Genomic DNA, 24,407 nt, shown 5'->3' on the forward strand with positions numbered 1-24,407 from the left:
CGTGACTCTACCCGCTCACCCCGTTTACCGACACCTTTTTTTCGTATCGGACATCACCGTCGGCATGCCCCCCGGCAATGCGGACCAGCCCGTCAGGCTACATGACGCTGCCCTTGAAGGCTGTGATGTAGCTGTAGCAGAGGCGCGCATCCTCGGCGAGTTCGAGGAAGCTGATGTGCTTGCTGCCCCACTGCGTGAAATCGGGGCTGCCAGCCATCCTGGAAACATCGCGGAACTGCATGTTCCAGTCCAGGAAGACGCGCCGCTGCTCTTGCCCTTCGATCACGATGCGCAGATCCTTGTGACGCTTGTCACTGCCGATCATCGCCATCAGTCTCTGCACGTTCTCGCGGCTGCCTTCCAGCATCTGCATGAAACAACCATCCTGATACAGCAGGCAGCCGGTGAGGCCGTTCTCCTGGTTGTATCGCTGGGCGGTCCTGACGATCCCGTCCAGTGTCGCCTCATCCAGCGCGCCGGTCGCCTGGCTGACATAGATGAGGAAATACAGTCCCGGTGTCACACCTTCCTGTCTGCTGCCGATCTCGCGGTCCACCGCCTCGACGAACTGCTGGTCGTCGAGCGGGCGATAGCACAGATAGCCCTGGATGAAATCGCAGCCGTTCGAGTGCAGCTCCAGCAGTTGCGCCTCGTTCTCCACCCCCTCCGCCACCAGCTTCATGCCGAGCGAATGTCCCAAGCCGATGATGGTGCGGATGATAGTGCGACTGTCCGCATGCTTGTCCACGCCGTCGACGAAGGCCTTGTCGATCTTCAGCACGCTCACCGGCATACGGGTTAGCTGTGCCAGCGAGGAGTATCCGGTGCCGAAATCATCCACCGCGACATGCAGACCCAGCGTGGCCAATTGCCGCAACACATTGAGGTTAGCCTCCACGTTGGCCATCAGCGAGGTCTCGGTGATCTCGATCAGCAGGCGCGACGGGTCGGCACCGGTCTCGCGCAGGATGCGCTCGAAATCATGGGCCAGATTCTCTTCGTCGAGCTGGCGCGTGGAGACGTTGATGGAGACATAGGACGGCGCCTGCGCCCCCCAGCGTTCGCGCCACCTGACCTCGGCCTGACAGCCCTGGCGGAACACCCACAGTCCGATGGCGATGATGGCACCGGTCATCTCCGCGATGGGGATGAACACCGCCGGCGATATCTCCCCGCCCGGCGGGCGCCAGCGCAACAGCAGCTCGGCCCCGACGATACGCCGGTTCTCGGCGGAAACGATGGGCTGGAAACGGCAGGTGAGTTCGCTGCGGGCCAGCGCGTTGCGCAGTCCTTCCGTCACCGCCAGACGCTGCCGCACCTTCTGTTCCAGACTGTCACTGAAGAACTGCCAGCCGTCGCGCCCTTTCTGCTTCATCTCGTACATGGCGCTGTCTGCGGAACGCAGGATGTCTTCGGCGGAATGGGTGGTGCCATGCCCCACCGCGATGCCGATGCTGGCCGTCACGAACAGCTGCACGCCATTGAAATCGACCGGCTGGCGCAAGGCCTCGTTGATGCGTTCCGCCAGCGCCGAGATGGTAGTGGGCTGCTCCAGCTGCTCGCAAAGCACGACGAACTCGTCGCCCGCCAGACGCGCCACAGTGTCGCCCGGACGCACCAGGTCGATCAGCCGCGCGGCCACCTGTTTGAGCAGTGCGTCGCCCGCCTCGTGGCCGTGCACATCGTTCACCAGCTTGAAGCCATCAAGGTCGATGAACAACACCGCGATGCTCAACCCTTGCCGCTGCGAGCGCTGCAGCGCGTTCACCAACCGCTCGCTGATCAGCGCGCGGTTCGGCAGCCGGGTCAGCACATCATGGGTCGCACGCCACAGCATGTCCTCCTCGGCGCGCTTGCGCTCGGTGATGTCGCGCATGGTGACCACCAGCATCCAGCTGTCGTCGTTCCTGAATTTCGCGATGGCCGCTTCCAGCGGGAAGAACGAGCCGTCCTTGCGGTAACCCGATATCTCGCCGCGCGCCGACATGCGGCGTTCCATCTCGCTGCCTTCGACAAAGGCCTTCACCAGCTCCGCATGCCGCTGGCGCACATGCGGCGGCAGCAGCTGATGCACCGGCATGCCGACCATCTCCTCCATTCTGTAACCGAAAAGATGGCAGGCGGCAGGGTTCGCCTCGGCGATGACACCTTCTTCGTCGGTAGCGATGATGGCCATGTCGGCGATGGACAATATCTGTTGTACCGTGCCCAGCCTTTGCATGGCGGCGCTGGCTTCCGCCGAGATGCGCGCTGAGACCTGCGGGCTCGGCGGTGACTCGTGCAGCTTCACCCCCATCGCCTGCTCGCGATAGCGTGCAGGGATCACCGGATCGATGCGCCCGAACGACTCCATGATGCTGAAGGTGCCGTCCGCATTGCAGCGCGCGAGATAGGCATTGACGCTGGCGTGATGGGTGACGGCATCCATCACCACTTCGCCCTGCGGCGCATCCACCCGCACCCGCTCGAGCGCATCCACCACGGATTCCGCCTCGGTGGTTCCGGCCAACTCCACTGCCCTGGCATAGGCGCGCACGCAAAGATAGGTACCCTCGCCGAAATTGGTGAGGATGCCGTTGCCGCTCGGCCAGATGCCGCTGATGCCCGGCACCTGCGCCAGACGTTCGAGATAACTGCGATTCTGCGGCGTGTCGACCGACATGAAATAGGTATTGCTGGAATAGAAGCCCTCGCGCACCGCTGCCGGCAGCTGGCTGACCATCATCTCGTCGTAATGCCCCATCGCCACTGCCATGCGCTTCTTCAGCCCCATCTCGGTGAAGCGCGTGAGCAGCTGCACCTGGTCCGCACCGGCGAAATATGGCACGAACACATCGGCACCGGAGCGGGCGACCTGCTGCAGCAAGTCATCAATCTCCTGCGCACTGGCGCCGATAGGCAGGTATTCCTCGCCCAGGATGTCGCCGCCCAGCGCCCGCAGCGATTGCTTGGCCGCGTCGATGGAGCCGCGCGGCCACTCGTAGTTGTTGCCGGCGAAGAACATCTTGGGCCCGTGATGATCGGCCAGCCAGGGGATCATCTTGTCGATCTGCTGGTTGGGCAAGGCGGCGAAGTGGAAGAAATAACGCCCGGAAATGCTGCCTTCGTAGAAAGAGAAGTTCAGGTAGGGGATGCGTTTCGGCTCGGCGACCTGCCCGGCGACGGCGATGCGCGAGTTCGACAGCAGGTTGCCGATGATGGCGTCACACCGATGCTGTTCGACCAGACGCAGGGCGGCCGGCACGGCGGTATCGGGCAGACTGCCGTCATCCTCGATGATGAGTTCCAGCGGTCGCCCCAGCACACCGCCGGCGGCATTGATCTCGTCGCAGGCGATGCGGGCGGCATGGCATATCTCGCTGCCATATAGCCCGACCAGCCCCGTCAACGGCGGCATCAGTCCAAGACGGACCGGTTCGATCAAAGACTTTTCTCCCATTCCTGTTCAATCGCTATGCGGCCTGACACAAACGGGGAGCACATTACCGCATCCTCTGAAAAAATGCGCCCTGTAAATGCCTTGCGCTATCCGTATAATCGAAGCCCGTTTCCGCTCTCTTCCCCTTCATGGGGTAGGGGCCAACCGAAAGCCCAGACATGACACAAGAGATCAGCACCGAAGTCCTCCTCGAAAAATACGCGGAAGCGGACGAGAACACGGTGCAGGACGTGCGCCGCCGCGTCGCGCGCGGGCTGGCGCAGGCCGAGAAGCCGGAGCAGCGCGCGCAGTGGGAAGAGACCTTCTTCCAGGCGCAGGAGAACGGCTTCGTCCCCGCCGGACGCATCAACTCCGCCGCCGGCCTCAAGATACAGGCCACGCTCATCAACTGCTTCGTGCAACCGGTGGGCGACGCCATCTCCGGCTTCACTGACGGTCGCCCCGGCATCTACGACGCGCTGCAACAGGCCGCCGAGACCATGCGGCGCGGCGGCGGCGTCGGCTACGACTTCTCCACCATCCGCCCCGAAGGTGCGCACGTGAAAGGCACCAACTCGCGCGCCTCCGGCCCCATCTCCTACATGCGCGTGTTCGACCGCTCCTGCGAGACCGTCGAATCCGCCGGCGCACGGCGCGGCGCACAGATGGGCGTGCTGCGCTGCGACCATCCCGATATCGAAAAATTCATCAGCGCCAAGGACAAGGGCGACCTGCGCAACTTCAACATCTCGGTCGGCGTCACCGATGCCTTGATGCAGGCGGTGGAGAAAGACGAGGAATTCGAACTGGTGCATGCCGCCGAACCTTCCGCCGCGATCAAGGAAGCCGGCGCGACCCAGCGTGCAGACGGCAAGTGGATCTATCGCAAAGTGCGCGCCACCGACCTGTGGAAGCAGATCATCGCCAGCACCTACGACCACGCCGAACCGGGTGTGCTGTTCATCGATCTGATGAACCGCGACAACAACCTGTCGTATTGCGAAGTGATAGAGGCGACCAATCCATGCGCTGAGCAACCCCTCCCCCCCTACGGCTGCTGCTGCCTCGGCTCCATCGACCTTACGCGCATGGTGAAGAATCCGTTCACGAATCATGCGGGCTTTGACCATGAGCCATTCAAGCAATTGGTGCGCACCTCGATCCGCATGCTGGACAATGTGCTGGACGTGACCGCCTGGCCGCTGCCGGAACAGCAGGAGGAGGCGCGCAGCAAGCGCCGCGTCGGTCTGGGGTTCACTGGGCTGGGCGATGCGCTGGCGATGCTGGGCCTGCGTTACGACACCGACGAGGCGCGCGCCTTCGCCGCCGACATCACCCGCATCATGCGCGACGAAGCGTATGAAGCTTCGGTGGAACTAGCGAAAGAGCGCGGCGCATTCCCGCTGCTGGATGCGGACAAATATCTGGCCGCACCACGCTTCGCTTCACGCCTGCCCGATGAACTGAAGGACAAGATACGCAAGCACGGCATCCGCAACAGCCACCTGCTCTCCATCGCGCCGACCGGCACCATCTCGTTGGCCTTCGCCGACAATGCGTCGAACGGCATCGAACCGCCCTTCTCATGGTTCTACACGCGCAAGAAGCGCATGCCGGACGGCACGACCAAGGACTATCAGGTGGAAGACCACGCTTGGCGCCTCTACAAGAAACAGGGCGGCGACACCAACAAGCTGCCGCCGTCGTTCGTCACTGCGCTGGAGATCTCTGCCATCGACCACATGAAGATGGTGGCCGCCGTCGCGCCGTTCATCGACACCTCGATCAGCAAGACGGTGAACGTGCCTGCCGACTATCCCTACGAGGATTTCAAGGACCTGTACACCGAAGCATGGAAAGCCGGATTGAAAGGCCTGGCCACTTATCGCCCCAACAGCGTGCTGGGTTCCGTGCTGTCGGTCACACCGGAGAAGAAGGAAGAAGAACAGCCGCAGGATTTCGTGTTCGACCAGGATCGCCGCATCGTGCTGGAATCCGCACCCAAGCCCGCACTCGCTTCGCTGCGCTGGCCGGGCCGCCCGGACCTGCCAGCGGGCAGCGAAGGCTGGGTATCGCAGGTGGTGAAACATCCGCTGGGCAGTTTCGTCGCCTTCGTGTCGCACACGACCAATGGTTGCAACCACCCCTTCGAAGTATGGGTGAACGGTTCCGAACAACCGCGCGGCCTCGGCGCATTGGCGAAGTCCCTGTCGATGGACATGCGCACGCGCGATCCGGTGTGGATACGCATGAAGCTGGAGATGCTGATGAAGTCCGCCGGCGACGACGCCTTCGACATGCCGATGCCACCGGACGGCGAGGTGAAGCGCATGCCCAGCCTGGTCGCGGCCTTCGCCCACCTTCTGAAATACCGCATCGAACAACTTGGCGCACTGGAAGTCTGCGAAGACTCGACCACACCGATGATGGATGCATTGTTCGCGAAGAAAGAACCGAAGACCGGTGTGGACGGCACCATGAGCTGGACGGTGGACATCTCCAACGCGGGCAGCGGCGACGACTTCGTGCTGGGCCTGAAGGAACTGGTGCTGCCGGACGGCCAGCGCCGTCCCTATTCGATGTGGCTGTCCGGCGTGTATCCGCGCGCACTGGACGGCCTGTGCAAGGTGCTGAGCCTGGATATGCGCGTGATCGACCCGGCTTGGATCGGCATGAAGTTGCGCAAGCTGCTCAACTTCGGCGAACCGCTGGGCGACTTCATGGCGCGCGTGCCGGGCGACAACAAGATGGAGAGCTACCCTTCCACCGTGTCCTATGTGGCGCAACTCATCATCCACCGCTACGCCATGCTCGGCATCCTCGACGAGCACGGCTACCCGGTGCAGCAGATGGGCGTGCTGGAGATCCCCGAGGGACAGATCAAACCGACCACCGTCAAACCGCTGGCAGGCAAGCACTGCAAGGAGTGCGGCAACGCCACGCTGATCAAGAAGGACGGCTGCGAGTTCTGCACCAGTTGCGGCGCGATCGGCGCATGTGGCTGACCTGAGAGAAATCCACTGTTGAACGTACCGCCTGAGTGCGGTACGTTCCAACCACGCACTACACGATTGCTAAAACCATGAACCGTCTCTGCCTCAAACTTTTCCTGCTGTTCCTCGCTCTGCCCCTGAACGCACACGCCGCCCTGCCGCAAGCGTCCAACGTCCCCGGTGGCGTCGCGCTCGTCCAGCTCGGCGCGGCAGTGAAGAACGACCAACCGCCGCAAGCCTGGCTCGGCGAACAACCCGTGCTCGTGGTGCCAGACAAAGGAAAATGGTACGCCGTGGTCGGCCTGCCGCTAGACATGAAGACGGGATCGCATGCGCTGCAGGTCAAGCAGGGAGAAACGTCCAAACGCTATGCCTTCAAAGTCCGTCACAAAAAGTATCCCGAGCAGCGCATCACGCTGAAGGATAAAAGCAAGGTGGAACTCTCGCCGGAAGACGAAGCACGTGCCATCGGCGAGATCGCGCGCATCAAGCAACTCAAGCTGCACTGGCAGCCGAGTCCCGACACCGACACCGCCTTCATCCAGCCCGCCCAAGGCAGACTGTCCGGCCACTTCGGTTTGCGCCGAATCTTCAACGGCCAACCGCGCTCACCGCACGCCGGCATAGACGTCGCCGTCCCGACCGGCACCGAGGTCGTCGCCAGCTCGCCAGGCAAAGTACTCGCCGTCGACGACTATTTCTTCAACGGCAAGACTGTGTTCCTCGACCACGGCAACGGCCTCATCACCATGTACTGCCATCTGGACCGCATCGACGTCGCCGCAGACCAGGCCGTGATCAAAGGGCAGCCCATCGGCCTCTCCGGCCAGACAGGCCGCGCCACCGGCCCGCATCTGCACTGGAGCGTCATCCTCAACGGCGCGATGGTGAACCCCAAGCTATTCCTGCCGCGCGGCACGGAATGAACACCTGCAAGCCCCTGCCCTACCTCACCGGCTACCCCGCCGCGCTGGTGGCGCAGGTGCGGCAACTGATCGAACAGGACAAGGTCGCCGACCTGCTCCGCAAGAGATATCCCGACTCGCACGACGTGCGCACCGACAAGGCACTGTACGACTACGTCCAGGATCTCAAGAACGAATACATGCGCAACGCCGGACAACTGAGCAAGGTGATGTTCGACAACAAACTGCACGTACTGCGCAACGCCCTCGGCACCCACACCACCCACTCGCGCGTGCAAGGGCTGAACCTCAAAGCCAAGAAAGAGATCCGCATCGCCTCCCTGTTCAAGGAGACACCGCCCGAATTCCTGCGCATGATCGTCGTACACGAACTGGCGCACATGAAGCAGCGCGAACACGACAAGGCCTTCTACCAACTGTGCATGCACATGGAACCGGACTACGGGCAACTGGAGTTCGACCTGCGCGTGTATCTGAGTTATCGGGATGCGGGCGGCGGGAAGTTATGGGGTGGGGTTGATGCAGGCTTGAACGGGGCGGAGTGAATTCTGGGGGGCTGCTCGCCTTATCCGGACACTACGCTGGCTGGTAGAGATAGTCTCTTCGCACGCCTTACCTGACTTGTCAGACGGAATCGGAATCGTGCGATGGTTACTCCTCAACGGATATTAAATTGGTACGGTATTTTTCTGCTTTATTTGGGAGAACAGAATACCGGGAAAAGTTATCTCTTACCCCCGCAATAAAATTGCGAACATGTTCCTAGTTATTGTGTTATTGCCATATCTTTATTGACCAGCTATTTTTATCGACATTTAAAAACGGTAAACGGATTGCTTGTATGAATAAATTAACCGTATTGCTTACTTATATTTTATTACTGAGTCCGGCATATGCTGGTGGTTCAGAACAGTCAAACCAAATGCTTCATGATGGCATTGTCAATAACGACAAGGTAGCTGTTGAAAAAGCGCTAAATGCCGGAGTGGATATTGAAACCACCTTTGAAAATGGCATGACTCCGCTGATGATTGCCATCAAAGAAGAAAAAAAAGAAATAACCAGTTTGCTGCTCGATAAAAACCCAAATCTCTGGGCGGTTGACAGCAAGGGCAAAGGGGCACTTTTTTACTGCAAGTCTGTTGAAATGGCAAAAATTGTAGCTCCCCGATACAAAGAATTGGCTCCTCTCTCAAACTTTGAGTTTCAGGGGATGAATCCTGCCATGTACGTAGCGGATAGAGAGTATGGTCCTGATCTCGCTAAATACTATATCGATCAGGGTATTGACGTTACCATCGCCGGCCCTTACGGGCTGACTCTGCTGCACTACCTTGCCTTGTCTGCATCAGACACACGTGCAGCAATGGATATGGCTTTAAAAAAGGGAGCGGAAATCGAGGCTCTGAATCGAAATAATGAAACACCTCTTTTTAAAGCATTACAAAACAATGCCAATATCAGCAATATAGAATTTCTTGTTTCAAAGGGGGCAAATGTCAATACTCCGAGTTCGGACGGCATGACTGCCCTTCACTTTGCGGCCACCTCAAAAAATATCGAAGTGATAAAACTGCTGGTGTCAAAAGGCGCAGATATCTTGGCAAAGAACTCAAAAAATGAATCCCCGTTTATGCTTTCCTGTGGGTGGGGAGATAAAGAAGCGGTTGAATTTTATTTATCTAAAATTCCGAAAGTAAATAATGATGATCCAGACATGGGAACTGCGTTCATTCTCTCAGCACAACACCCTGAAATATCTGATCTTCTTCTGGCAAACGGCTTTGACATAGATATAAAAGACAATAATGGCAACACAGCCCTGCACGCGGTTGCCGACTCGGGGGGCTATGAGAGGATCGAATACCTTCTTGATAAAGGAGCCGATGTCAACGCCAGGAATAAAAATGGAGATACACCTGCACACTTGGTCCAGACAACTGAATATCAGTTCGTCAGAGATATTGCAGATCTATTAGTGTCAAGGGGTGCCAACCTGGATATAAAGAACAATGAAGGTATTTCACCAAGAAAGAAAATTACTGGAATACGAAACCTGCCTTCCAATGCAGGGAAACTGTATAAGGATATAAAAGTAGTCAACGGTCAGATTGAAATCTGGGGTACCCAGGTTCCTATACCTTCAGGATATGAAACCGTCAGGTGTTCCATAACCAATTGTATTTATTCCATGAAGGTTACTTCATTTGACCAAGACGTCAAAAACCTGAATAGTTTTTATTCGGGGAAAATGGTTGGAAACAAGAAATTTGACGAGTTTAAGAAAAGTACCAATTTCCCAGGTTATGAATGGAAGGGAGGAACCGGAAAAGGCGCAGTGTCTATTGCAATTTCCGATTACAACGTTGATCTCACTGTATGGATATATCGTAAATAAGTATAAATTTAAAAGGGGTAAGAAGACTCCCGAGGTCGGTCAGAATTCTCTATCAGCCTCAGCGGTTAACAATAAACCTCTCTCGGCAGATGATACAAATAAGGTCTCTGTCACTCCCAATTCACCTTTGGCGAAGAGTTACCTCAATATCTTGGTTGATGAGACTGTAGTGTTCGGCAAGACCGCCACTAAACTCTCAATCCTCCAGCGCCCTCACCTTTACCGACTTGCCCTTCACCTTGCCCGCGTTCAGTCGCTTCACGGCTTCGCGCGCGATGTCGCGGGTGACGGCGACGTAGGTGGACATGTCGGTGACGGTGATCTTGCCGACTTGTTCGCGGGTGAAGCCGGCTTCGCCGGTGAGCGCGCCCAGCACATCGCCGGGGCGCATCTTTTCTTTGCGGCCGCCGAGGATCTGTAGCGTGACCATGGGCGGCACCAGCGGGGCGTTGTGTTCGCGCTGCAGTTTTTCCAGTTCTTCCCATTCGGGTTCGATGCCCATCATCTTGGCGATGTTGGAGACGCGGCTCATCTCGGCGGGGCTGACCAGGTTGAGCGCCCAGCCTTCTGCGTCGGCGCGCCCGGTGCGGCCGATGCGGTGGATGTGGACTTCGGGATCGGGGGTGACGTCGACGTTGATGACGGCTTCCAGTTGCGCGATGTCCAGCCCGCGCGCGGCAACGTCGGTGGCGACCAGCACGGAGCAACTGCGGTTGGCGAACTGGATCAGCACCTGGTCGCGCTCGCGTTGCTCCATGTCGCCGTTCAGCGTGAGTGCGTGGATGCCTTCGGCATGCAGCACATCGAGCAAGTCGCGGCATTGTTGTTTGGTGTTGCAGAAGGCCAGCGTGCTGACCGGACGGTAATGCTTGAGCAAGGCGGCGACCGCGGGCAGGCGACTCTCGTGGCGCACTTCGTAGAAACGCTGGCGGATCTTGTTCTCGTCGTGCTGTTCGACCAGTTTCACTTCCTGCGGCTGGTGCATGAACTGGCGCGCCAGTTTGGTGACGCCGTCCGGATAAGTGGCGGAGAACATCATGGTCTGGCGACGGTCCGGGCAGCGCTTCGCCACAAAGGCGATGTAGTCGTAGAAACCCATGTCCAGCATGCGGTCGGCTTCGTCCAGCACCAGCGTGTTGATCGCGTTCAGTTCCAGCGTGCCGCGTTCGATGTGGTCCATGATGCGGCCCGGTGTACCGACCACGATGTGCGCACCGAAGCCCAGACTCTCGCGCTGCGGACGCATGGTGCTGCCGCCGACCAGCGTAAGGATCTTGATGCTGTGCATGTAGCGCGCCAGACGGCGCAGTTCCTGCGTGACCTGGTCGGCCAGTTCGCGCGTGGGACACAGCACCATGGCCTGCACGCCCATGTATTTCGGGTTGAGCTTGGTCAGCAGCGGCAGGCCGAAGGCGGCGGTCTTGCCGCTGCCGGTCTTGGCCTGTGCGATCAGGTCTTGGCCGGCCAGCGTGATGGGCAGGCTCTCGGCCTGGATAGCCGTCATGGTGAGGTAGCCAAGCTGCTGCAGGTTGTCCAGCATGGCGGACGGCAGTTTCAGTGTGTTGAAAGCGGGACCGCTGGCGGTCGGGGTGGGGGTTGGGCTTGTTTTGGTCATGCGCGATTATCCGCGACTATGCTGCGTACTGCCACTGATACCGCAACAATCGGCATGGACGGCCACGGATCATGTGCCGTTGAAGGTGCGATGCGCGCACCCGACCCGATTTTCGGCAGCGTTTAACCGGACTGTAACAGTTGAAATCTAGAATCCTGCCGCGTCACAAACAAAAAAAACAGCAACACAGGAGGCAGCATGAACAACCCGAGCACACCCGGCGAAAGCATATTTTCGCTGGTCATCCCTATCGATGCGCTGTCGCCCGACCTTCCGCTGGAAGCAGTCGCCGAGCAGTTCGCCGACCCGCGCAATGCCAGGTTGCTCTCGCTGCCCGTGGTGGAGAACGGCCGCCCGATCGGGGTCATCAGCCGCTATCAGTTCATGAACATCTACCTCAAGCTCTACGCGCGCGAGCTGTATGGCAAGCGTCCGCTGCGCGGATTCATCAACAACACCCCGTTGCTGGTGGAGCTGGATCAGCCGCTGGCCGAGGCGGCGCAGCATGTCGCGGCCAACATGCAGTTTCCGCTGACCGAGGATTTCATCGTGACGCGTCGCGGACGCTATCTGGGCATCGGCTTCGTGATGGATCTGCTCAAAGCGATGGAAGTGCAGATGCGCGCCAACACGGCGGAACTGGAACAAGCCTATGCGCAGCTCAAGTCGTCGCAACTGGCACTGGTGCAGTCGGAGAAAATGGCGTCGCTGGGCCAGATGGTGGCCGGTGTCGCGCACGAGATCAACACGCCGCTGGGCTATGTGCAGAACAATGTCGCCATCGGACAGGAACTGTTCGCCCAGATGCAGGGCGTGCTCGGCACCTACGAGTCGCTGATCGACCAGTTGCTGGACGGCAATGCGGACGAAGAGCAACTGGCCGCGCAGATGCAGCTCGCCGCCGCGATGCGCCGCGATGCGAACATGCAGGAGATGCTGGGAGAGATGAACGGACTGATGGCCGACTCGCTGTACGGCATCGAGCAGATCTCCGGCCTGGTGCACGACCTGAAGAATTTCTCGCGCATGGATGCCGCCGCCAACGATCTGGCGAACCTGAACGACTGCATCGAGAGTGCGCTCAACATCGGCCGCAACGTGCTCAAGAACAAGGTGGAAGTGGTGAAAGACCTGGCGCAGCTGCCCGAGATCATGTGCGCGCCCTCGCAGCTCAACCAGGTGTTCCTCAACCTGTTCACCAATGCCGCGCAGGCGATGGAGACGCAGGGCAAGCTGTTCATCAAATCCTGGCATGACGCCGACAGCATACACATCGGCGTGAGCGACAACGGCAAGGGCATACCGCCGGACATCATCGGGCGCATCTTCGATCCCTTCTTCACCACCAAGCCGGTCGGCGAAGGCACGGGACTCGGACTGGCGATCAGCCACCAGATCATCCAGCAGCACGGCGGCAGCATCCGCGTCGAATCCCGTCCGGGAGAAGGTACCAGTTTCCATATCAGCCTGCCGCTAGACGGCCACGCAAAATCCAACGCTTCCGCCCTGGCGGAGATGGCTTAAGAAAGGACGACTCCATGAGCAAACCCACATTGCTGTTGATCGACGACGAGGAGCGCATCCTGCGCTCGCTGCGCATGCTGTTCTTCGTCGGCTACAACGTACGCACCACCACCGAACCGGGCGAAGCCATCCGCATCCTGCGCGAAGAAAAAGTGCATGTCATCGTCAGCGACCAGCGCATGCCGAAGATGCAAGGTTCCGAGCTGCTGCGCATCGCACGCGAGACCTCGCCCGCCACCATGCGCATCCTGCTCACCGGCTACTCCGACCTCGATGCCTCCATCGCCAGCGTGAACGAAGGCGAGGTCTTTCGTTATCTGATGAAGCCGTGGAACGCGGAAGACGTTAAAAAGGTCGTGTCCGAAGCGGCTGCCATCGCGGAAGCCAGCTTCGCCGTGCAATCGCACGCGGAACCGTCAGCCGAAACTGTCGGCAGCAAGCCGCGCGTGCTCATCATGGATCACGATGAAGCGACCGCAAAAACAGTACACGAGACACTGGGCGACCGTTGCGAGATCGTCTGGGCATCCGATGCCCAGCACGCGATGGAGGAACTGGCGAAACAGGATGTGTCGGTAGTGGTGTCCGACCTGATGCTGGGCGAGACCAATGTCGGCTACATCCTGAAGACCATCAAGCAGCTCAACCCGCAGACGCAATGCATCGTGGTCACCTCATTCAACGACACCTCGCGCCTGATCGAGCTCATCAACCAGGCGCAGATCACCCGCTTCCTGCCCAAGCCGGTCAGCAAAGGCATCCTCGCGCGCAATCTGGAATCCATGCTGGAACGTTTCCATCTGGTGCGCAGCCAGCCGGTGCTGCAAAAACGGCAGGCCGTCGAACCGATCAGCGACCCGAAGGAAAGAGTCAATGCGGGGAACTTCATCGGCATGCTGGGCAGGCTGCGTTCCAGAATGGGCGTCTGACAGCCGCATGCGGATTTCTTTGGCGCAATCTCCCCTGCTATAGTCACGGTAACTTCGCGAGGGAGACACCATGCCAAAGCACACCACACCCGACCATGCCCGCCTCGACCGCGTCGTGGCCGAGGCCCGCAAGCAACGCGAACAGCGCGAAGCGGGTTACCGCGAACGCGCGCTCAAGATTTATCCGCACATCTGCGGGCGTTGCGGACGGGAGTTTGCGGGCGCGCGCTTGCGCGAGTTGACGGTGCATCACCGCGACCACAACCACGACAACAACCCGCCGGACGGCAGCAACTGGGAGTTGTTATGCCTCTACTGCCACGACAACGAGCATTCGCGCGTGATGGACGAGGCGGTACGGGATCGCAAGGAGAGCGGCCCGGCACCGGCCACGCATAATCCCTTTGCAGACTTGAAGGCGTTGCTCAAGAAATAAACCGGTCAGAACCCGCTCGACAGCGACACGCCCAAGCCGCTATCCGGACTGCCGTCCGACAGACCTTTCATCACATAAGCGCGCAGCGTTGCGGCATCGCCGATCTGCGTCGCGGCATACAGCGACAGCTCCTTCTGCGCGAAGCCGGTGGCCGATGCTTGTTGCGCATACCAGTACTCCACCCCCATGTTCGATTCATCACTCAGCAGATAGTCCAAACCGGCAGAGCCATAGGCGGCGTTGTCCAGCGGTGCCGTTGCGGTACTGCCCAACTTCTCATAGCCGATCATCAGGCTGGGCGTGAAATCACCGAACGAGGCGTAGCTTGCAAGCTGTGCCGCATAGTCGTTCTCGCCGCTGCCGAGCGTGGTACTGGCCGTGCCGAATTTGACGCGCGCAGCCGCATCCAGACCGGCATCACCTTCTTCGTTCTGCCATACCGCATAGCTGGCGAACAGCGACACATCGCCCAATCCGCTGTTGGTGACACGGCTGGACGAGGTGGTAGTGGACGTGCTTGTACCGCCTCCGCCCCCCATGCCGATCCCCATGCGCATGCCGCCGCTGCCGCTGCCGCGTATGCCGTTGATGATCACCGAACCGTCACCGGTCACCGACAGGTAAGGCACAGTCAGCTTGAGCGACCAATCATCGCGCGCATACCGCAGCGAGATCGGGATCGAGGTGCTCTCTATCGTCGAGGTGCCGCCGTACTTGCCGGAACTGCGGTCAAAGCCGATCCCCAGCGAAAGATAACCGTCACCCTCCGCCCAGGCACTGTTGCTTGCCGCCATCCACACGGCCACCGGGATCCACATAAATCGTTGTTTCATCACTCTCTCCTTCAATCAGCGATTGCGACCCGCCGCGCGGCCCATCATGCCGGCATCTCTGGCACGCTCCTGGCGCGCACGATAACCCTGACCGTAGCCGTTTGCAGGTTTTCTAATCCTGGTTTCCTTTGCTTCGCTGCTGCCGGATTGCTCTTTCTCTTCCAGCTGCTTGCTGATGCGTGCGCGATAGGCGGCATATTCTTCCTGCGTCATCTCGCCCATGGCCGGATACGCTGGTGGCGTTTCTTCCGCGCGGGCAACGCCGCTCGCCAGCAAGGCGAACAACAGTGATGCCAAAAAATATGGATGCCGCATATTCATTTCACGCTCCAGATGTCGGTTGAAAAAGTGCGAACCGCCAGATCAGCGGTTCGCACGATCCGCCCTCAGCGCCCCATACCCATGCCGCCCTGGCTGCCGCGTTGCGAACCGGCACCGGAGCCGTCGCGCAACATGGTGCCGTTACCGGCGCCTTGTTTGGTCGCAGACTTGTTCTTCTTCTGCTCGGCCTTGGCTTTCTGCTTCTCGGCGCGCAGTGCGGCGCGCTGCTCGGCAGTCATCTCGGTTTGTTTCTGCAGACGATATTCCTCGCGCTGCGCCGCAGTCATACCGGCTGTCTCTTCACGGTGCTGCGCACGGATCTCTTCGCGGGTCTGCACCTGTGCCTCTTCGGCAGCGTAGGCGTTGCCGATACCGGCCAGGGTCAAAGCGAGCAGGCTGTTCAGCAAAATTGAGGTGGTCTTCATGATGTTCTCCTTGGTTGTTTGGATATCAGAACGATCTCTGATGGCTGCATGGTGCGCGCCAGCCGTTACCCGGCGATTTCCGCATTGCAACAGTTTGTAACAGAGTGTTACCGCCCCGCCCGCGCCCTGCCTTAAGCCATTTGCTTCGGTTATAGTGAGCGCATGGAAAGCAGACACATACTGGTGGTGGATGACGATGCCGGCCTGCGCGAATTGCTGCAGGAATATCTCTCCGCGCAGGGCTTGCAGGTGGCGACCGTGGCCGACGGGGTGCAGATGGATGCGCATCTGGCGCAACATCCGGTCGACCTGCTGATCCTCGACCTGATGCTGCCCGGCGAAGACGGATTGTCGCTGGCGCGCCGCCTGCGTTCCCGCAGCAGCCTGCCCATCATCATGCTCTCCGCGCGCGGCGAGGATGTGGACCGCATCGTGGGGCTGGAAGTGGGCGCGGACGATTATCTGGCCAAACCGTTCAACCCGCGCGAACTGCTGGCACGCATCCGCGCCCTGCTGCGCCGCAACGCGCAGGGACAACTCAAGCCTGAAGAGAGCAACGTGCGCCGCTTCGGCCCGTTCAGCATGGATGTGGATGCACGCGTGCTGCACAAGCACGCGCAGACCGTGCAGCTCACCTCCGGCGAATTCAATCTGCTGCGCATCTTCGCCGAACACCCCAACCGCGTGCTCGGGCGCGACAACCTGATGGACATGCTCAAAGGCTATGAGCGTTCTCCGTTCGACCGCAGCATTGACGTGCGGGTGACGCGCCTGCGGCGCAAGATCGAGGACGATCCGAACGCGCCGGTGTTCATCCGCACCGTGTGGGGCGAGGGTTACCTGTTCTCGCCCAACGGCACGAACTCGCCATGAGCCGCCCCCGCAAGCCGCGCTCCCTGTTCTACAGCACCGTGCGCACGGTGGCTGCCGCGCTGCTGGTGTTCCAGATCATCCTCATCGCCGCCACCGTGCATTACGTCGTGCTGCCCATGGCGCAGCGCAGCGCCGACGATCTGGCGGCACTGATGATCCTGTCCGCCAGGACATGGGTGGAACTGCCGCCGGAAACGCGCAAGGATTTCGAACTGGAACTGATCCGCGAACATCAGTTCATGCTGTTCGACGATGCCGCGCCGCTGCCCGATCGCGCCTTCACATTGCCCTATCTCGCGCTGCTGGACGATGCCCTGTCCGCGCGCCTGGGCGAGCCTGTCTCGGTAAAGATGACCGACCTCGATACCGTCTGGTTCTGGGCCGAGATTCCGGCCGGCGGCAAACTGATCCGCATCGGTTTCCCCAGGTCGCGCCTGCTCACCGACCCGCCCATGATGCTGTTGCTCGCGCTGATCGCCACGGCCATGCTCAGCCTGCTCACCGCCTATATCCTGGCGCGCCGTATCACGCGGCCGCTGGCGCGTTTCTCGCAGGCCGCGCAACGCATCGGCGCAGGCGGCATCCCGGAAGACCTGCCCGACAACGACGTGCAGGAACTTTCTGAATTGGCCGCCGCTTTCAACCAGATGGCGCTGCAAGTGCGCGAACTGCTGGCCAACCGCACCACGCTGCTGGCCGGTATCTCGCACGACTTGCGTACGCCGCTGGCGCGCATGCGGCTGGCGGTGGAGATGCTGCCCGAGAACAGCGACACCAAGACCGTCCAGCGTCTGCGCCGCGACATCGAGAACATGAATGTGCTGATCGGCGAGTTCCTGGCGTTGAGCCGCGACCTGCAACAGGAAGCGCCGGAGAAGATCGAACTGGCAGCGATGCTGCGCGAGCTGGCGGAAGAGAAGGAGGCGCAGCGCGCACAGGTCGAATGTCATGTACAGCCTGGCCTGAGCGTGCGCGCCGGTCCGCTCGCGCTGCATCGCGTGCTGCAGAACCTGCTCGGCAACGCCGTGCGCTACGGCGACGGCAAGCCGGTGCGGATCGAAGCACAAGGCAAGGAAAACGCAGCGGTGATCGAGATACTGGATCGCGGCCCCGGCATCCCGCCGCATGAGATGGAAAAAGTGTTCCGCCCGTTCTACCGCATCGAGTCTTCGCGCAACGCCGATACCGGCGGCAGCGGCCTGGGACTGGCCATCGTGCAGCAACTGTGCACGGCCAACGGCTGGCAGGTCGCGCTGCATGCGCGCGAAGGCGGCGGCACGGTGGCCGAACTCAGATTGCCGCTTTCAGAAGCCCAGCAGGAACAGCCATAAGGGCAGCGTCAGCGCGGCCAGCAAGGTGCTCAACACCACCTGTGCCGCGATGGTGTCGCCGTCGCCGCCCATGCGCGTCGCCAGCACATAGGCCATCGTCGAGACCGGCAGCGCCGCCATCAGCACCGCGATATTGAAATACACCCCCTCCAGCCCGAACAACGTCGCCAATGCCCAGGCGATGGCGGGCAGCAGCAGCAACTTCACCAGCACGCCGTACCACAATGTGCCGCGCTGCTGATGCAAGCCCTTCAGGCGCAATGCCGAACCGACCGCGATTAAGCCCATCGGCAACGAGGCCTGCGACAACAGCGCGAGCGTGGTGTTGAGCATGGAAGGCAGGTGCAGCCCGCTCAGGCTGAAGGCGATGCCGCCCGCCGTGGCAAGGATCAAGGGATTGAGCATGATCTCGCGCAGCCAGTGGCTCTCGCTGTGGCGCGCCAGCATCAGCACGCTGGCGACGTTGGCGATGGGCACCATGAATCCCATCAGCAGACCGATGGCGGCCAGACCTGTCGTACCGTGCAAGCTGCCCGCGATGGACAGGCCGACATAGCTGTTGAAGCGGAACGTCGCCTGGAAGGTGGCGGCGTACACCTTGGGCGGCGCATGGAACAGCGGTTTCGCCAGCAGGCCGAGCAGGATACCCGCGCCCATGAACAGGACAGCGACGCCCATCATCGGTGCCGCCGTCCCAAGATCGATGGTGAAGTGGGACAGCGTGTGGAACAGCAGCGCGGGGAAGAACACGTAGTAGATCAGGCGGTCGAGCTGCGGCCAGAATTCGTCGCGCAGACCGAACCAGCGGCGCATGGACGCGCCGAGCAGGATCAGCAGGAAGATGGGAACGATGGTCTGCGCGACGGTCATGGCTGGATGATTGCCGCGCGGAAGGGACTTTTAGCTGGAGCGCCGGAACAGGGCGGGGATCGCCGCCCTGGGTTTGGCTGCAGGCAGCTCCGGCTTGCTGGTCGAGGGTGCGGGCTCAGTGACCTTGGGCACATAAGGCTGGTCGAACCAGGGATCGTGCGCCGGTTTGTTCGGCACCGGCTTGTGATAGGCCTGACGCGGTTCGCGTGGCTCTCGCTGTTCACGCGGTTCGCGTTGCGGTCGCGCTTCACTGCGCGGCGCATGTTGCACGCTGGCCTGCTCTTTCTCGATGCTGGTCTTGATCAGTTTCTCGATGTCGACCAGATAACGTTCTTCCTCGGGCGACACCAGCGACAGCGCCGTGCCCTTCGCGCCGGCGCGGCCGGTGCGGCCGATGCGGTGCACATAGTCTTCCGCCGCATGCGGGATCTCGTAGTTGATCACCATCGGCAGATGGTCGATGTCCAGTCCGCGCGCGGCCACGTCGGTGGCGATCAGCACTGCCACCTTGCCTTGCTTGAACGCTTCGAGCGTCTGCTGGCGTTCGAGCTGGCTGCGGTCGCCATGGATGGCATCGGCTTCGATGCCTTCGCGCTGCAACTGACGCGTCAGGCGGCTGGCGGTGAGCTTGGTCTTGGTGAACACGATCACCTGCTTGGCGTCGTCGCCCTTGAGCAGTTTTGCCAGCAGCGCATGTTTGTCCTCGCTTGGCACCAGAAAGACCTTCTGCTTGATGTTCTCGGAGGTCGCGTTGCTGCGCGCCACTTCGATCAGCGAGGGATAGATGAGGAAATCCTCGGACAACTTCTTGATGTCGTCGGAGAAGGTAGCGGAGAACATCAGGCTCTGGCGGCGGCGCGGCAGCAGCGCGAGGATGCGCTTGAGCGCGGGCATGAAGCCCATGTCCAGCATGCGGTCTGCCTCGTCCAGCACCAGCATCTGCACCTGGTTCAACAGCACGGTCTTCTGTTCAATGTGATCGAGCAAACGGCCAGGTGTCGCCACCAGGATCTCCACACCGGTCTTCAGGTGCGGCGTTTGGGTCTTGATGTCCACCCCGCCATACACCACCAGCGAACGCAGGTTGGTGTACTTGGCATACATCTTCACACTCTCTTCGACCTGAACCGCCAGCTCGCGCGTCGGCACCAGGATCAATGCGCGCACCGGATGCTTGGCCGGCGAAGTGCTGGCGCTGGCGTGCGGCAGCAACTGCTGCAACAGCGGCAAAGCGAACGCGGCGGTCTTGCCGGTGCCGGTCTGCGCGCCCGCCATCAGGTCCTCGCCGCTGAGCACGACCGGGATGGCCTGCGCCTGGATCGGCGTGGGCGTGCTGTAACCGGCTTCGGTGAGGGCTTTGAGGATCTCGGGGGCGAGCTTCAGGTCGGCAAAACTGACAGTGTTCAATGTAGAGGTCTCTGCGGTTGTCGTCATAAGTAGGCGGCATTATACGCGGCTAGCCGGTGCATCGCGCTTTTCAGCCGCAAACCCGCCCGGCCCCCTCCTTCGCCCGCCAGCCGCCGCAGACCGCTACACCCTGTAGACCGACACCGCGTCACGCAATTGCCGCGCAAGCTCATCCAGTTCCCTGGCGGTCTTGTCGTTCTGCATCGAGGCGCTGTTGTTGCTTTCCGTCATCTGGGCGATCTGTTCCACGTTCACGGCGATCTGGCGGATGGCCGCATCCTGTTCGGCCAGCGCATTGGAGATGTTCTGCACATTGACCGAGACCTCCTGGTCGTCCTCGTCGATCTTGGTCAGTTCGTTGGCCGAATCATTGACCAGCGCCAGACTGGACGCGGCATGCTCGTTGGCTTTCTGCATGGACAGCACGGTATCGCCAATGCCGCCCTGGATGGCCTGCACCAGCCCGGCGATCTCGCCGGTCGCCTGGCCGGTGCGTTCCGCCAGCTTGCGCACTTCGTCCGCCACCACCGCGAAACCCCGCCCTTGCTCGCCGGCACGCGCCGCCTCGATGGCGGCATTCAGCGCCAGCAGGTTGGTCTGGTCTGCGATCTCCTTGATCACCTTCACGATGTTGCCGATCTGCTGCGAGCTCTCGTCGAGGTGATGCACGCTCGCACCCGACTCCTTGATCAATTTGGCGACCTCGTCCATCTTCTTGACGGTCTCCTTCATGACCTGCCCGGCATGTTCGCTGTCCTTGCGGGCATGCAGGACCATCTGCGCCGCCGCCTGCGAATTGCTGGCCGTCTCGGTGATACTGACAGACGACTGCTCGACCGCAGCGGCCACCGATTCTGCCGCAGTGGATTGCACCAATGAGTTCTCCGTGACGGACTTGCTCGACACTGCCAGTTGATGGGCGGCAGCGGTGATCCGTTCGCTGGATTGCTTGGCATCCAGGATGATCTTGCGGAACTTTTCTATCAGTTGGTTCAGGGCGCGTCCGGTGCGCACCACCTCCGAGGCCCCCTGCTCCGGCACCTTGCCGGAGAAATCATCGTCGGCGATCGCCCGCTCGGTGAAATGCACCATCGCGTTCAGTGGCGCACTGATGCTGCGCCCCACCCACCAGGACACCACCACGGTCAGCCCCAGCGCCAGCAAAGCCAGCAACAGGAAGCGGATCAGCGCATTGCGGCCGGAAGCCTGCAGTGATGCGGCATCCGCCATGATCTTGCGCGTGATCTGGTCTTCGGTGGCATGCAGTGCATCGATCTTTGCGGAGATGGTCTGGAACCATACGGTAGGATCGACCGCGAAACCGCCTTCCGCCGCGCGGTTGATCAGCAGGTCACGATAGCGCGCCACATCTTGCGCCGGATCCCCCGCCAGCACGGCTGCCAGTGAGGTCCTGAGCTCCTCACTGGCGAGGCTGTTGAACATGTTCAGATAGGCTTCCTGATGGTTGATCCTGGTCAGGATGTTGCGATACTGGGCAGGATTAAGCTGGTCGGCGGCGAAGGCGGCAGTCACCAATGCGCGCTCCTGTCCGGCGTTCTCTTTGGCGCGCACGAAACCCAGATACGCGATCATCTGCTGCGAGATCGCGGCATCGCGGTTCAGTTCGACACCGACGCTCATCGCTTCGATGAGCCGGGAGATAGTGCCGGTGTAATAGGCCACCTCTTCGGGGACGGTGAGCGACAGGTCGCTGGCGCGCTGGCGGATCGTCTCCAACTTGTCCAGTTCGCTGCGGGCAGCGCTGACGGCAGCGGCCAGCAGCGGCATGCTCTTGGCATCGATGGCAGCCGCCTGGCGCGTGAACGCCGCCAGGCGCTCACTGGTCTGGTTGCGCATCTGCGGCAGCACGTCGGCGAACTTCTGTCCTTTGGACTGCAGGAAACCCGCCGTGGCACCCCGCTCGATCTGCAGGGTATGGATCAGATTTCCCGCGCTCACGGAAACCTCCATCAGCGCATGCGTCTGGATGCTGTTGCGATAGGTCCCGAAGGATTGATTGAGCAGGACACCTGCCATCATGACCAGTGCAAGCAGCGGTACCGCCACCAGCAGGATCAGCCGATTCTTGATAGAAGAAAGATTCATTCAGTGCTCCCCCGCACGTGTTATTCAGACAACCGGCAAGCGGCCGCTTTCGACGCGCAGGCGATCCCTACATCCCTGTGTCAGGATAATACATTCCGTATGTTTGAATGTATTGATTTGTCGGCAGGCAAGCGGATAACTTTAGAAAGAACATCATGGGACACGGCCCGCCCCGGCTGCGAACCGGGGCTGAGTGGAACCGCCAATCAGAGACAACGGCCGACGATCACCCGCGCCGCAACAGGCGATAAGCCACCGCCGCGATCACGGCCCACACGCCCAGACGCGCGCTCATGGCGATGACGGTGCGCTGCTCGTAGGCACCGCCGGAGAGGATGTACAGGCCGAACGCCACGAATGCGAGTGCGATGGCCGCAGCCAAGACCATGCTCAGCCGCACCGCCCAACGCTGCTGCAGCCACAGCCCGACGCCGGCGGCGATGTAGACGAAGCCGGACAGGAAGTTGAACCACAGCAGCAGCGGCACATAATTACCGGCCGCGATGCGCGCCGCCTCGTCGCCGAACAACACTGCGCCGCCGCCCTTGAGTGTCATGGATCCGAAACCGACCGCGACCAGCGCGATGAGCCAGACTGTGATGCCGCGTTGATGTGCTGCTGCTTCCATGTTGCCTCCTTGGTATGTTGAGAAAGAATGGATCAACTGCGGGCGCGTACGCCTTGCAGGTAGATCGGGAATATCTTTTCCGCTTCCCGCTGCAAGGCACGCTTGCCGCCGAAGATGGACGACTGCATGACCAGCCCCTGGATCATGCCGATGTAGAGCACGGCCGCGCTCTGGCTGTCGAGGTCGGCGGACACCAGTGACTGCGCCTTGCCTTGTTCCAGCAGGCCCGCCACCTTGGCCTCGTAACCGGAGATGATGCCCTCGATGAGTTGCCGCAGTTTGCTGTTCTTCTTGTGCAACAGTTCGGAGAACAGCAGGCGCGGGATGGCCGGATGCTTGCTGATGAACGCGATGTGCGCGAAGAACATCAGCTCGATCGCCTGCAGGGGGTCGGACGCCCCGCTCGCCGCCTTGTCCAGCACCTTCATCAACCGTTCGCGCACCCACACGATGACCGCGACCCAGATATCGTCCTTGGTCGCGAAGTGGCGGAAGATCGCGCCCTGCGTCAGGTTCATGGCATCGGCCATGTCCTGCGTGGTGACGCTGTCCACGCCCTTCTCGGCCGCCAGCTCGATCGACACGCGGATGATCTCGCTCTGCCGTTCCTCCGTACTGAGTCTGCGTTTCACTGTTTCCTGGCTCATGCACTGCCTCCTGTCTTATACATGTTTACCCTCGCCCGCTTCCTCGTAGGTGCGTCCGTCACGGATGTGATAGATGCGCTTGAAGGTCGGGATGATCTTCTCGTCGTGCGTCACCACGATGATCGCGGTCTGGTACTGCTCCGCCATCTGGTTGAGGATGCGCACCACGTTCAGCGCGCGTTCGCTGTCCAGCGGCGCCGTCGGCTCGTCGGCCAGGATGACCGGCGGATGGTTGGCCAATGCGCGCGCGATGGAGACGCGCTGCTGCTCGCCGCCCGACAGGTGCGAGACGGCGGCCCGTGCGCGATGGCCCACGTCCAGCGCCTGCAGCAGTTCCAGCGCACGCTTGCGCGCGTCCGCATCCGCCATGCCGGCCAGCATGGGCAGGATGGCGACGTTGTCGGTCACATCGAGGAAGGGGATCAGGTACGGTGCCTGGAACACGAAGCCGATGCGGTCGCGGCGCAGTTCGCGCAGATCGTCGATCAGCCACTTCCCGTCGAAGATGGTCTGCCCGCCCAGCGTCATGCGCCCGGCGGTGGGCTCGATCACCGCGCCCAGACATTTGAGCAACGTGCTCTTGCCTGAGCCGCTGGGCCCGACCAGTCCCACCACCTCGCCCGGCCAGATGGTCATGTCCACACCCTTTAGCGCGTCCACGGCAGTCTCGCCCTCGCCGTAGCGTTTCTTCAAATTTTCGATATGGATAGCGGGTTCGCGCATATGG

At 60.9% G+C, this 24,407-nt stretch carries 20 protein-coding genes; 9 read left to right on the plus strand and 11 right to left on the minus strand.

Annotated elements, in window-relative coordinates; translation table 11 throughout:
- Positions 1–97: 97 nt before the first annotated feature.
- Positions 98–3,424 carry an ABC transporter substrate-binding protein gene (locus tag ACYPYQ_RS09755; protein WP_459723606.1) on the minus strand — a complete coding sequence of 1,109 codons (3,327 nt, stop codon included), beginning with the start codon at positions 3,422–3,424 and terminating at the stop codon, positions 98–100.
- A 173-nt stretch (positions 3,425–3,597) separates the two neighbouring features.
- Between ACYPYQ_RS09755 and ACYPYQ_RS09760 the strand changes: the two genes are divergently transcribed.
- The 4 genes from ACYPYQ_RS09760 (at position 3,598) to ACYPYQ_RS09775 (ending at position 9,735) form a co-directional block, all read left to right on the plus strand.
- Complete coding sequence (locus ACYPYQ_RS09760; RefSeq protein ID WP_459723609.1) at positions 3,598–6,423, plus strand: adenosylcobalamin-dependent ribonucleoside-diphosphate reductase; 2,826 nt, start codon at positions 3,598–3,600, stop codon at positions 6,421–6,423.
- A gap of 77 nt (positions 6,424–6,500) precedes the next feature.
- The gene (locus ACYPYQ_RS09765; protein WP_459723612.1) at positions 6,501–7,337 is read left to right on the plus strand and encodes a peptidoglycan DD-metalloendopeptidase family protein; all 837 of its coding nucleotides are present in this window, start codon (positions 6,501–6,503) and stop codon (positions 7,335–7,337) included.
- The gene (locus tag ACYPYQ_RS09770; protein ID WP_459723614.1) at positions 7,334–7,882 is read left to right on the plus strand and encodes a M48 metallopeptidase family protein; all 549 of its coding nucleotides are present in this window, start codon (positions 7,334–7,336) and stop codon (positions 7,880–7,882) included. Before ACYPYQ_RS09765 ends, ACYPYQ_RS09770 begins: the two co-directional genes overlap by 4 nt.
- A 296-nt stretch (positions 7,883–8,178) precedes the next feature.
- The gene (locus ACYPYQ_RS09775; protein ID WP_459723616.1) at positions 8,179–9,735 is read left to right on the plus strand and encodes an ankyrin repeat domain-containing protein; all 1,557 of its coding nucleotides are present in this window, start codon (positions 8,179–8,181) and stop codon (positions 9,733–9,735) included.
- A gap of 196 nt (positions 9,736–9,931) precedes the next feature.
- Here the strand turns inward: ACYPYQ_RS09775 and dbpA are convergent, their stop codons facing one another.
- Positions 9,932–11,350 carry an ATP-dependent RNA helicase DbpA gene (dbpA, locus tag ACYPYQ_RS09780; RefSeq protein ID WP_459723618.1) on the minus strand — a complete coding sequence of 473 codons (1,419 nt, stop codon included), beginning with the start codon at positions 11,348–11,350 and terminating at the stop codon, positions 9,932–9,934.
- Positions 11,351–11,548: 198 nt separating this feature from the next.
- Between dbpA and ACYPYQ_RS09785 the strand changes: the two genes are divergently transcribed.
- The 3 genes from ACYPYQ_RS09785 to ACYPYQ_RS09795 all read left to right on the plus strand — a co-directional run bounded on the left by ACYPYQ_RS09785 (position 11,549) and on the right by ACYPYQ_RS09795 (position 14,239).
- On the plus strand, positions 11,549–12,874 hold the full coding sequence (locus ACYPYQ_RS09785) for a sensor histidine kinase (protein ID WP_459723621.1): 1,326 nt from the start codon (positions 11,549–11,551) through the stop codon (positions 12,872–12,874).
- Between the two features lie 14 nt (positions 12,875–12,888).
- Positions 12,889–13,803 carry a response regulator gene (locus ACYPYQ_RS09790; protein WP_459723623.1) on the plus strand — a complete coding sequence of 305 codons (915 nt, stop codon included), beginning with the start codon at positions 12,889–12,891 and terminating at the stop codon, positions 13,801–13,803.
- Between the two features lie 70 nt (positions 13,804–13,873).
- Positions 13,874–14,239: a YajD family HNH nuclease gene (locus ACYPYQ_RS09795; RefSeq protein ID WP_459723625.1), complete on the plus strand. Its 366-nt coding sequence runs from the start codon at positions 13,874–13,876 to the stop codon at positions 14,237–14,239.
- A 5-nt stretch (positions 14,240–14,244) separates the two neighbouring features.
- Here the strand turns inward: ACYPYQ_RS09795 and ACYPYQ_RS09800 are convergent, their stop codons facing one another.
- From ACYPYQ_RS09800 to ACYPYQ_RS09810, 3 genes are all read right to left on the minus strand, one after another.
- Complete coding sequence (locus ACYPYQ_RS09800; RefSeq protein WP_459723627.1) at positions 14,245–15,072, minus strand: hypothetical protein; 828 nt, start codon at positions 15,070–15,072, stop codon at positions 14,245–14,247.
- Positions 15,073–15,087: 15 nt separating this feature from the next.
- On the minus strand, positions 15,088–15,393 hold the full coding sequence (locus ACYPYQ_RS09805; protein ID WP_459723629.1) for a hypothetical protein: 306 nt from the start codon (positions 15,391–15,393) through the stop codon (positions 15,088–15,090).
- Positions 15,394–15,458: 65 nt separating this feature from the next.
- The gene (locus tag ACYPYQ_RS09810; protein ID WP_459723631.1) at positions 15,459–15,818 is read right to left on the minus strand and encodes a hypothetical protein; all 360 of its coding nucleotides are present in this window, start codon (positions 15,816–15,818) and stop codon (positions 15,459–15,461) included.
- A gap of 162 nt (positions 15,819–15,980) precedes the next feature.
- On the opposite strand from ACYPYQ_RS09810, the gene ACYPYQ_RS09815 reads away from it, so the two are divergent.
- Positions 15,981–16,691, plus strand: a complete 711-nt coding sequence (locus ACYPYQ_RS09815) for a response regulator (protein ID WP_459723633.1) — start codon at positions 15,981–15,983, stop codon at positions 16,689–16,691.
- Positions 16,688–18,022, plus strand: coding sequence for an ATP-binding protein (locus ACYPYQ_RS09820; protein ID WP_459723635.1), 1,335 nt, complete (start codon positions 16,688–16,690; stop codon positions 18,020–18,022). The genes ACYPYQ_RS09815 and ACYPYQ_RS09820 overlap by 4 nt, the downstream gene beginning before the upstream one ends.
- Here the strand turns inward: ACYPYQ_RS09820 and ACYPYQ_RS09825 are convergent.
- The 6 genes from ACYPYQ_RS09825 to ACYPYQ_RS09850 form a co-directional block, all read right to left on the minus strand.
- Positions 17,996–18,892: an AEC family transporter gene (locus tag ACYPYQ_RS09825; RefSeq protein WP_459723638.1), complete on the minus strand. Its 897-nt coding sequence runs from the start codon at positions 18,890–18,892 to the stop codon at positions 17,996–17,998. The genes ACYPYQ_RS09820 and ACYPYQ_RS09825 overlap by 27 nt on opposite strands.
- Before the next feature lie 30 nt (positions 18,893–18,922).
- Positions 18,923–20,326 (minus strand): DEAD/DEAH box helicase, encoded by a 1,404-nt coding sequence (locus ACYPYQ_RS09830; RefSeq protein ID WP_459723640.1) that lies wholly within the window; start codon positions 20,324–20,326, stop codon positions 18,923–18,925.
- A gap of 96 nt (positions 20,327–20,422) precedes the next feature.
- Complete coding sequence (locus tag ACYPYQ_RS09835; protein WP_459723642.1) at positions 20,423–22,405, minus strand: methyl-accepting chemotaxis protein; 1,983 nt, start codon at positions 22,403–22,405, stop codon at positions 20,423–20,425.
- A gap of 226 nt (positions 22,406–22,631) precedes the next feature.
- A complete protein-coding gene (locus tag ACYPYQ_RS09840; RefSeq protein WP_459723644.1) occupies positions 22,632–23,033 on the minus strand; it encodes a hypothetical protein in 402 nt (133 codons plus the stop codon).
- Between the two features lie 32 nt (positions 23,034–23,065).
- Complete coding sequence (locus tag ACYPYQ_RS09845; RefSeq protein ID WP_459723647.1) at positions 23,066–23,680, minus strand: TetR/AcrR family transcriptional regulator; 615 nt, start codon at positions 23,678–23,680, stop codon at positions 23,066–23,068.
- Between the two features lie 15 nt (positions 23,681–23,695).
- Complete coding sequence (locus tag ACYPYQ_RS09850) at positions 23,696–24,403, minus strand: ABC transporter ATP-binding protein (RefSeq protein ID WP_459723649.1); 708 nt, start codon at positions 24,401–24,403, stop codon at positions 23,696–23,698.
- Between the last annotated feature and the right edge of the window lie 4 nt (positions 24,404–24,407).

It is taken from the genome of Sideroxyarcus sp. TK5 (assembly GCF_054601595.1).

Coding starts and splice junctions, on each gene's coding strand:
- ACYPYQ_RS09760 (WP_459723609.1), top strand. CDS start 3,598: ATGACACAAGAGATCAGCACCGAAGTCCTCCTCGAAAAATACGCGGAA.
- ACYPYQ_RS09765 (WP_459723612.1), top strand. CDS start 6,501: ATGAACCGTCTCTGCCTCAAACTTTTCCTGCTGTTCCTCGCTCTGCCC.
- ACYPYQ_RS09770 (WP_459723614.1), top strand. CDS start 7,334: ATGAACACCTGCAAGCCCCTGCCCTACCTCACCGGCTACCCCGCCGCG.
- ACYPYQ_RS09775 (WP_459723616.1), top strand. CDS start 8,179: ATGAATAAATTAACCGTATTGCTTACTTATATTTTATTACTGAGTCCG.
- dbpA (WP_459723618.1), bottom strand. CDS start 11,350: ATGACCAAAACAAGCCCAACCCCCACCCCGACCGCCAGCGGTCCCGCT.
- ACYPYQ_RS09785 (WP_459723621.1), top strand. CDS start 11,549: ATGAACAACCCGAGCACACCCGGCGAAAGCATATTTTCGCTGGTCATC.
- ACYPYQ_RS09790 (WP_459723623.1), top strand. CDS start 12,889: ATGAGCAAACCCACATTGCTGTTGATCGACGACGAGGAGCGCATCCTG.
- ACYPYQ_RS09795 (WP_459723625.1), top strand. CDS start 13,874: ATGCCAAAGCACACCACACCCGACCATGCCCGCCTCGACCGCGTCGTG.
- ACYPYQ_RS09800 (WP_459723627.1), bottom strand. CDS start 15,072: ATGAAACAACGATTTATGTGGATCCCGGTGGCCGTGTGGATGGCGGCA.
- ACYPYQ_RS09805 (WP_459723629.1), bottom strand. CDS start 15,393: ATGAATATGCGGCATCCATATTTTTTGGCATCACTGTTGTTCGCCTTG.
- ACYPYQ_RS09810 (WP_459723631.1), bottom strand. CDS start 15,818: ATGAAGACCACCTCAATTTTGCTGAACAGCCTGCTCGCTTTGACCCTG.
- ACYPYQ_RS09815 (WP_459723633.1), top strand. CDS start 15,981: ATGGAAAGCAGACACATACTGGTGGTGGATGACGATGCCGGCCTGCGC.
- ACYPYQ_RS09820 (WP_459723635.1), top strand. CDS start 16,688: ATGAGCCGCCCCCGCAAGCCGCGCTCCCTGTTCTACAGCACCGTGCGC.
- ACYPYQ_RS09825 (WP_459723638.1), bottom strand. CDS start 18,892: ATGACCGTCGCGCAGACCATCGTTCCCATCTTCCTGCTGATCCTGCTC.
- ACYPYQ_RS09830 (WP_459723640.1), bottom strand. CDS start 20,326: ATGACGACAACCGCAGAGACCTCTACATTGAACACTGTCAGTTTTGCC.
- ACYPYQ_RS09835 (WP_459723642.1), bottom strand. CDS start 22,405: ATGAATCTTTCTTCTATCAAGAATCGGCTGATCCTGCTGGTGGCGGTA.
- ACYPYQ_RS09840 (WP_459723644.1), bottom strand. CDS start 23,033: ATGGAAGCAGCAGCACATCAACGCGGCATCACAGTCTGGCTCATCGCG.
- ACYPYQ_RS09845 (WP_459723647.1), bottom strand. CDS start 23,680: ATGAGCCAGGAAACAGTGAAACGCAGACTCAGTACGGAGGAACGGCAG.
- ACYPYQ_RS09850 (WP_459723649.1), bottom strand. CDS start 24,403: ATGCGCGAACCCGCTATCCATATCGAAAATTTGAAGAAACGCTACGGC.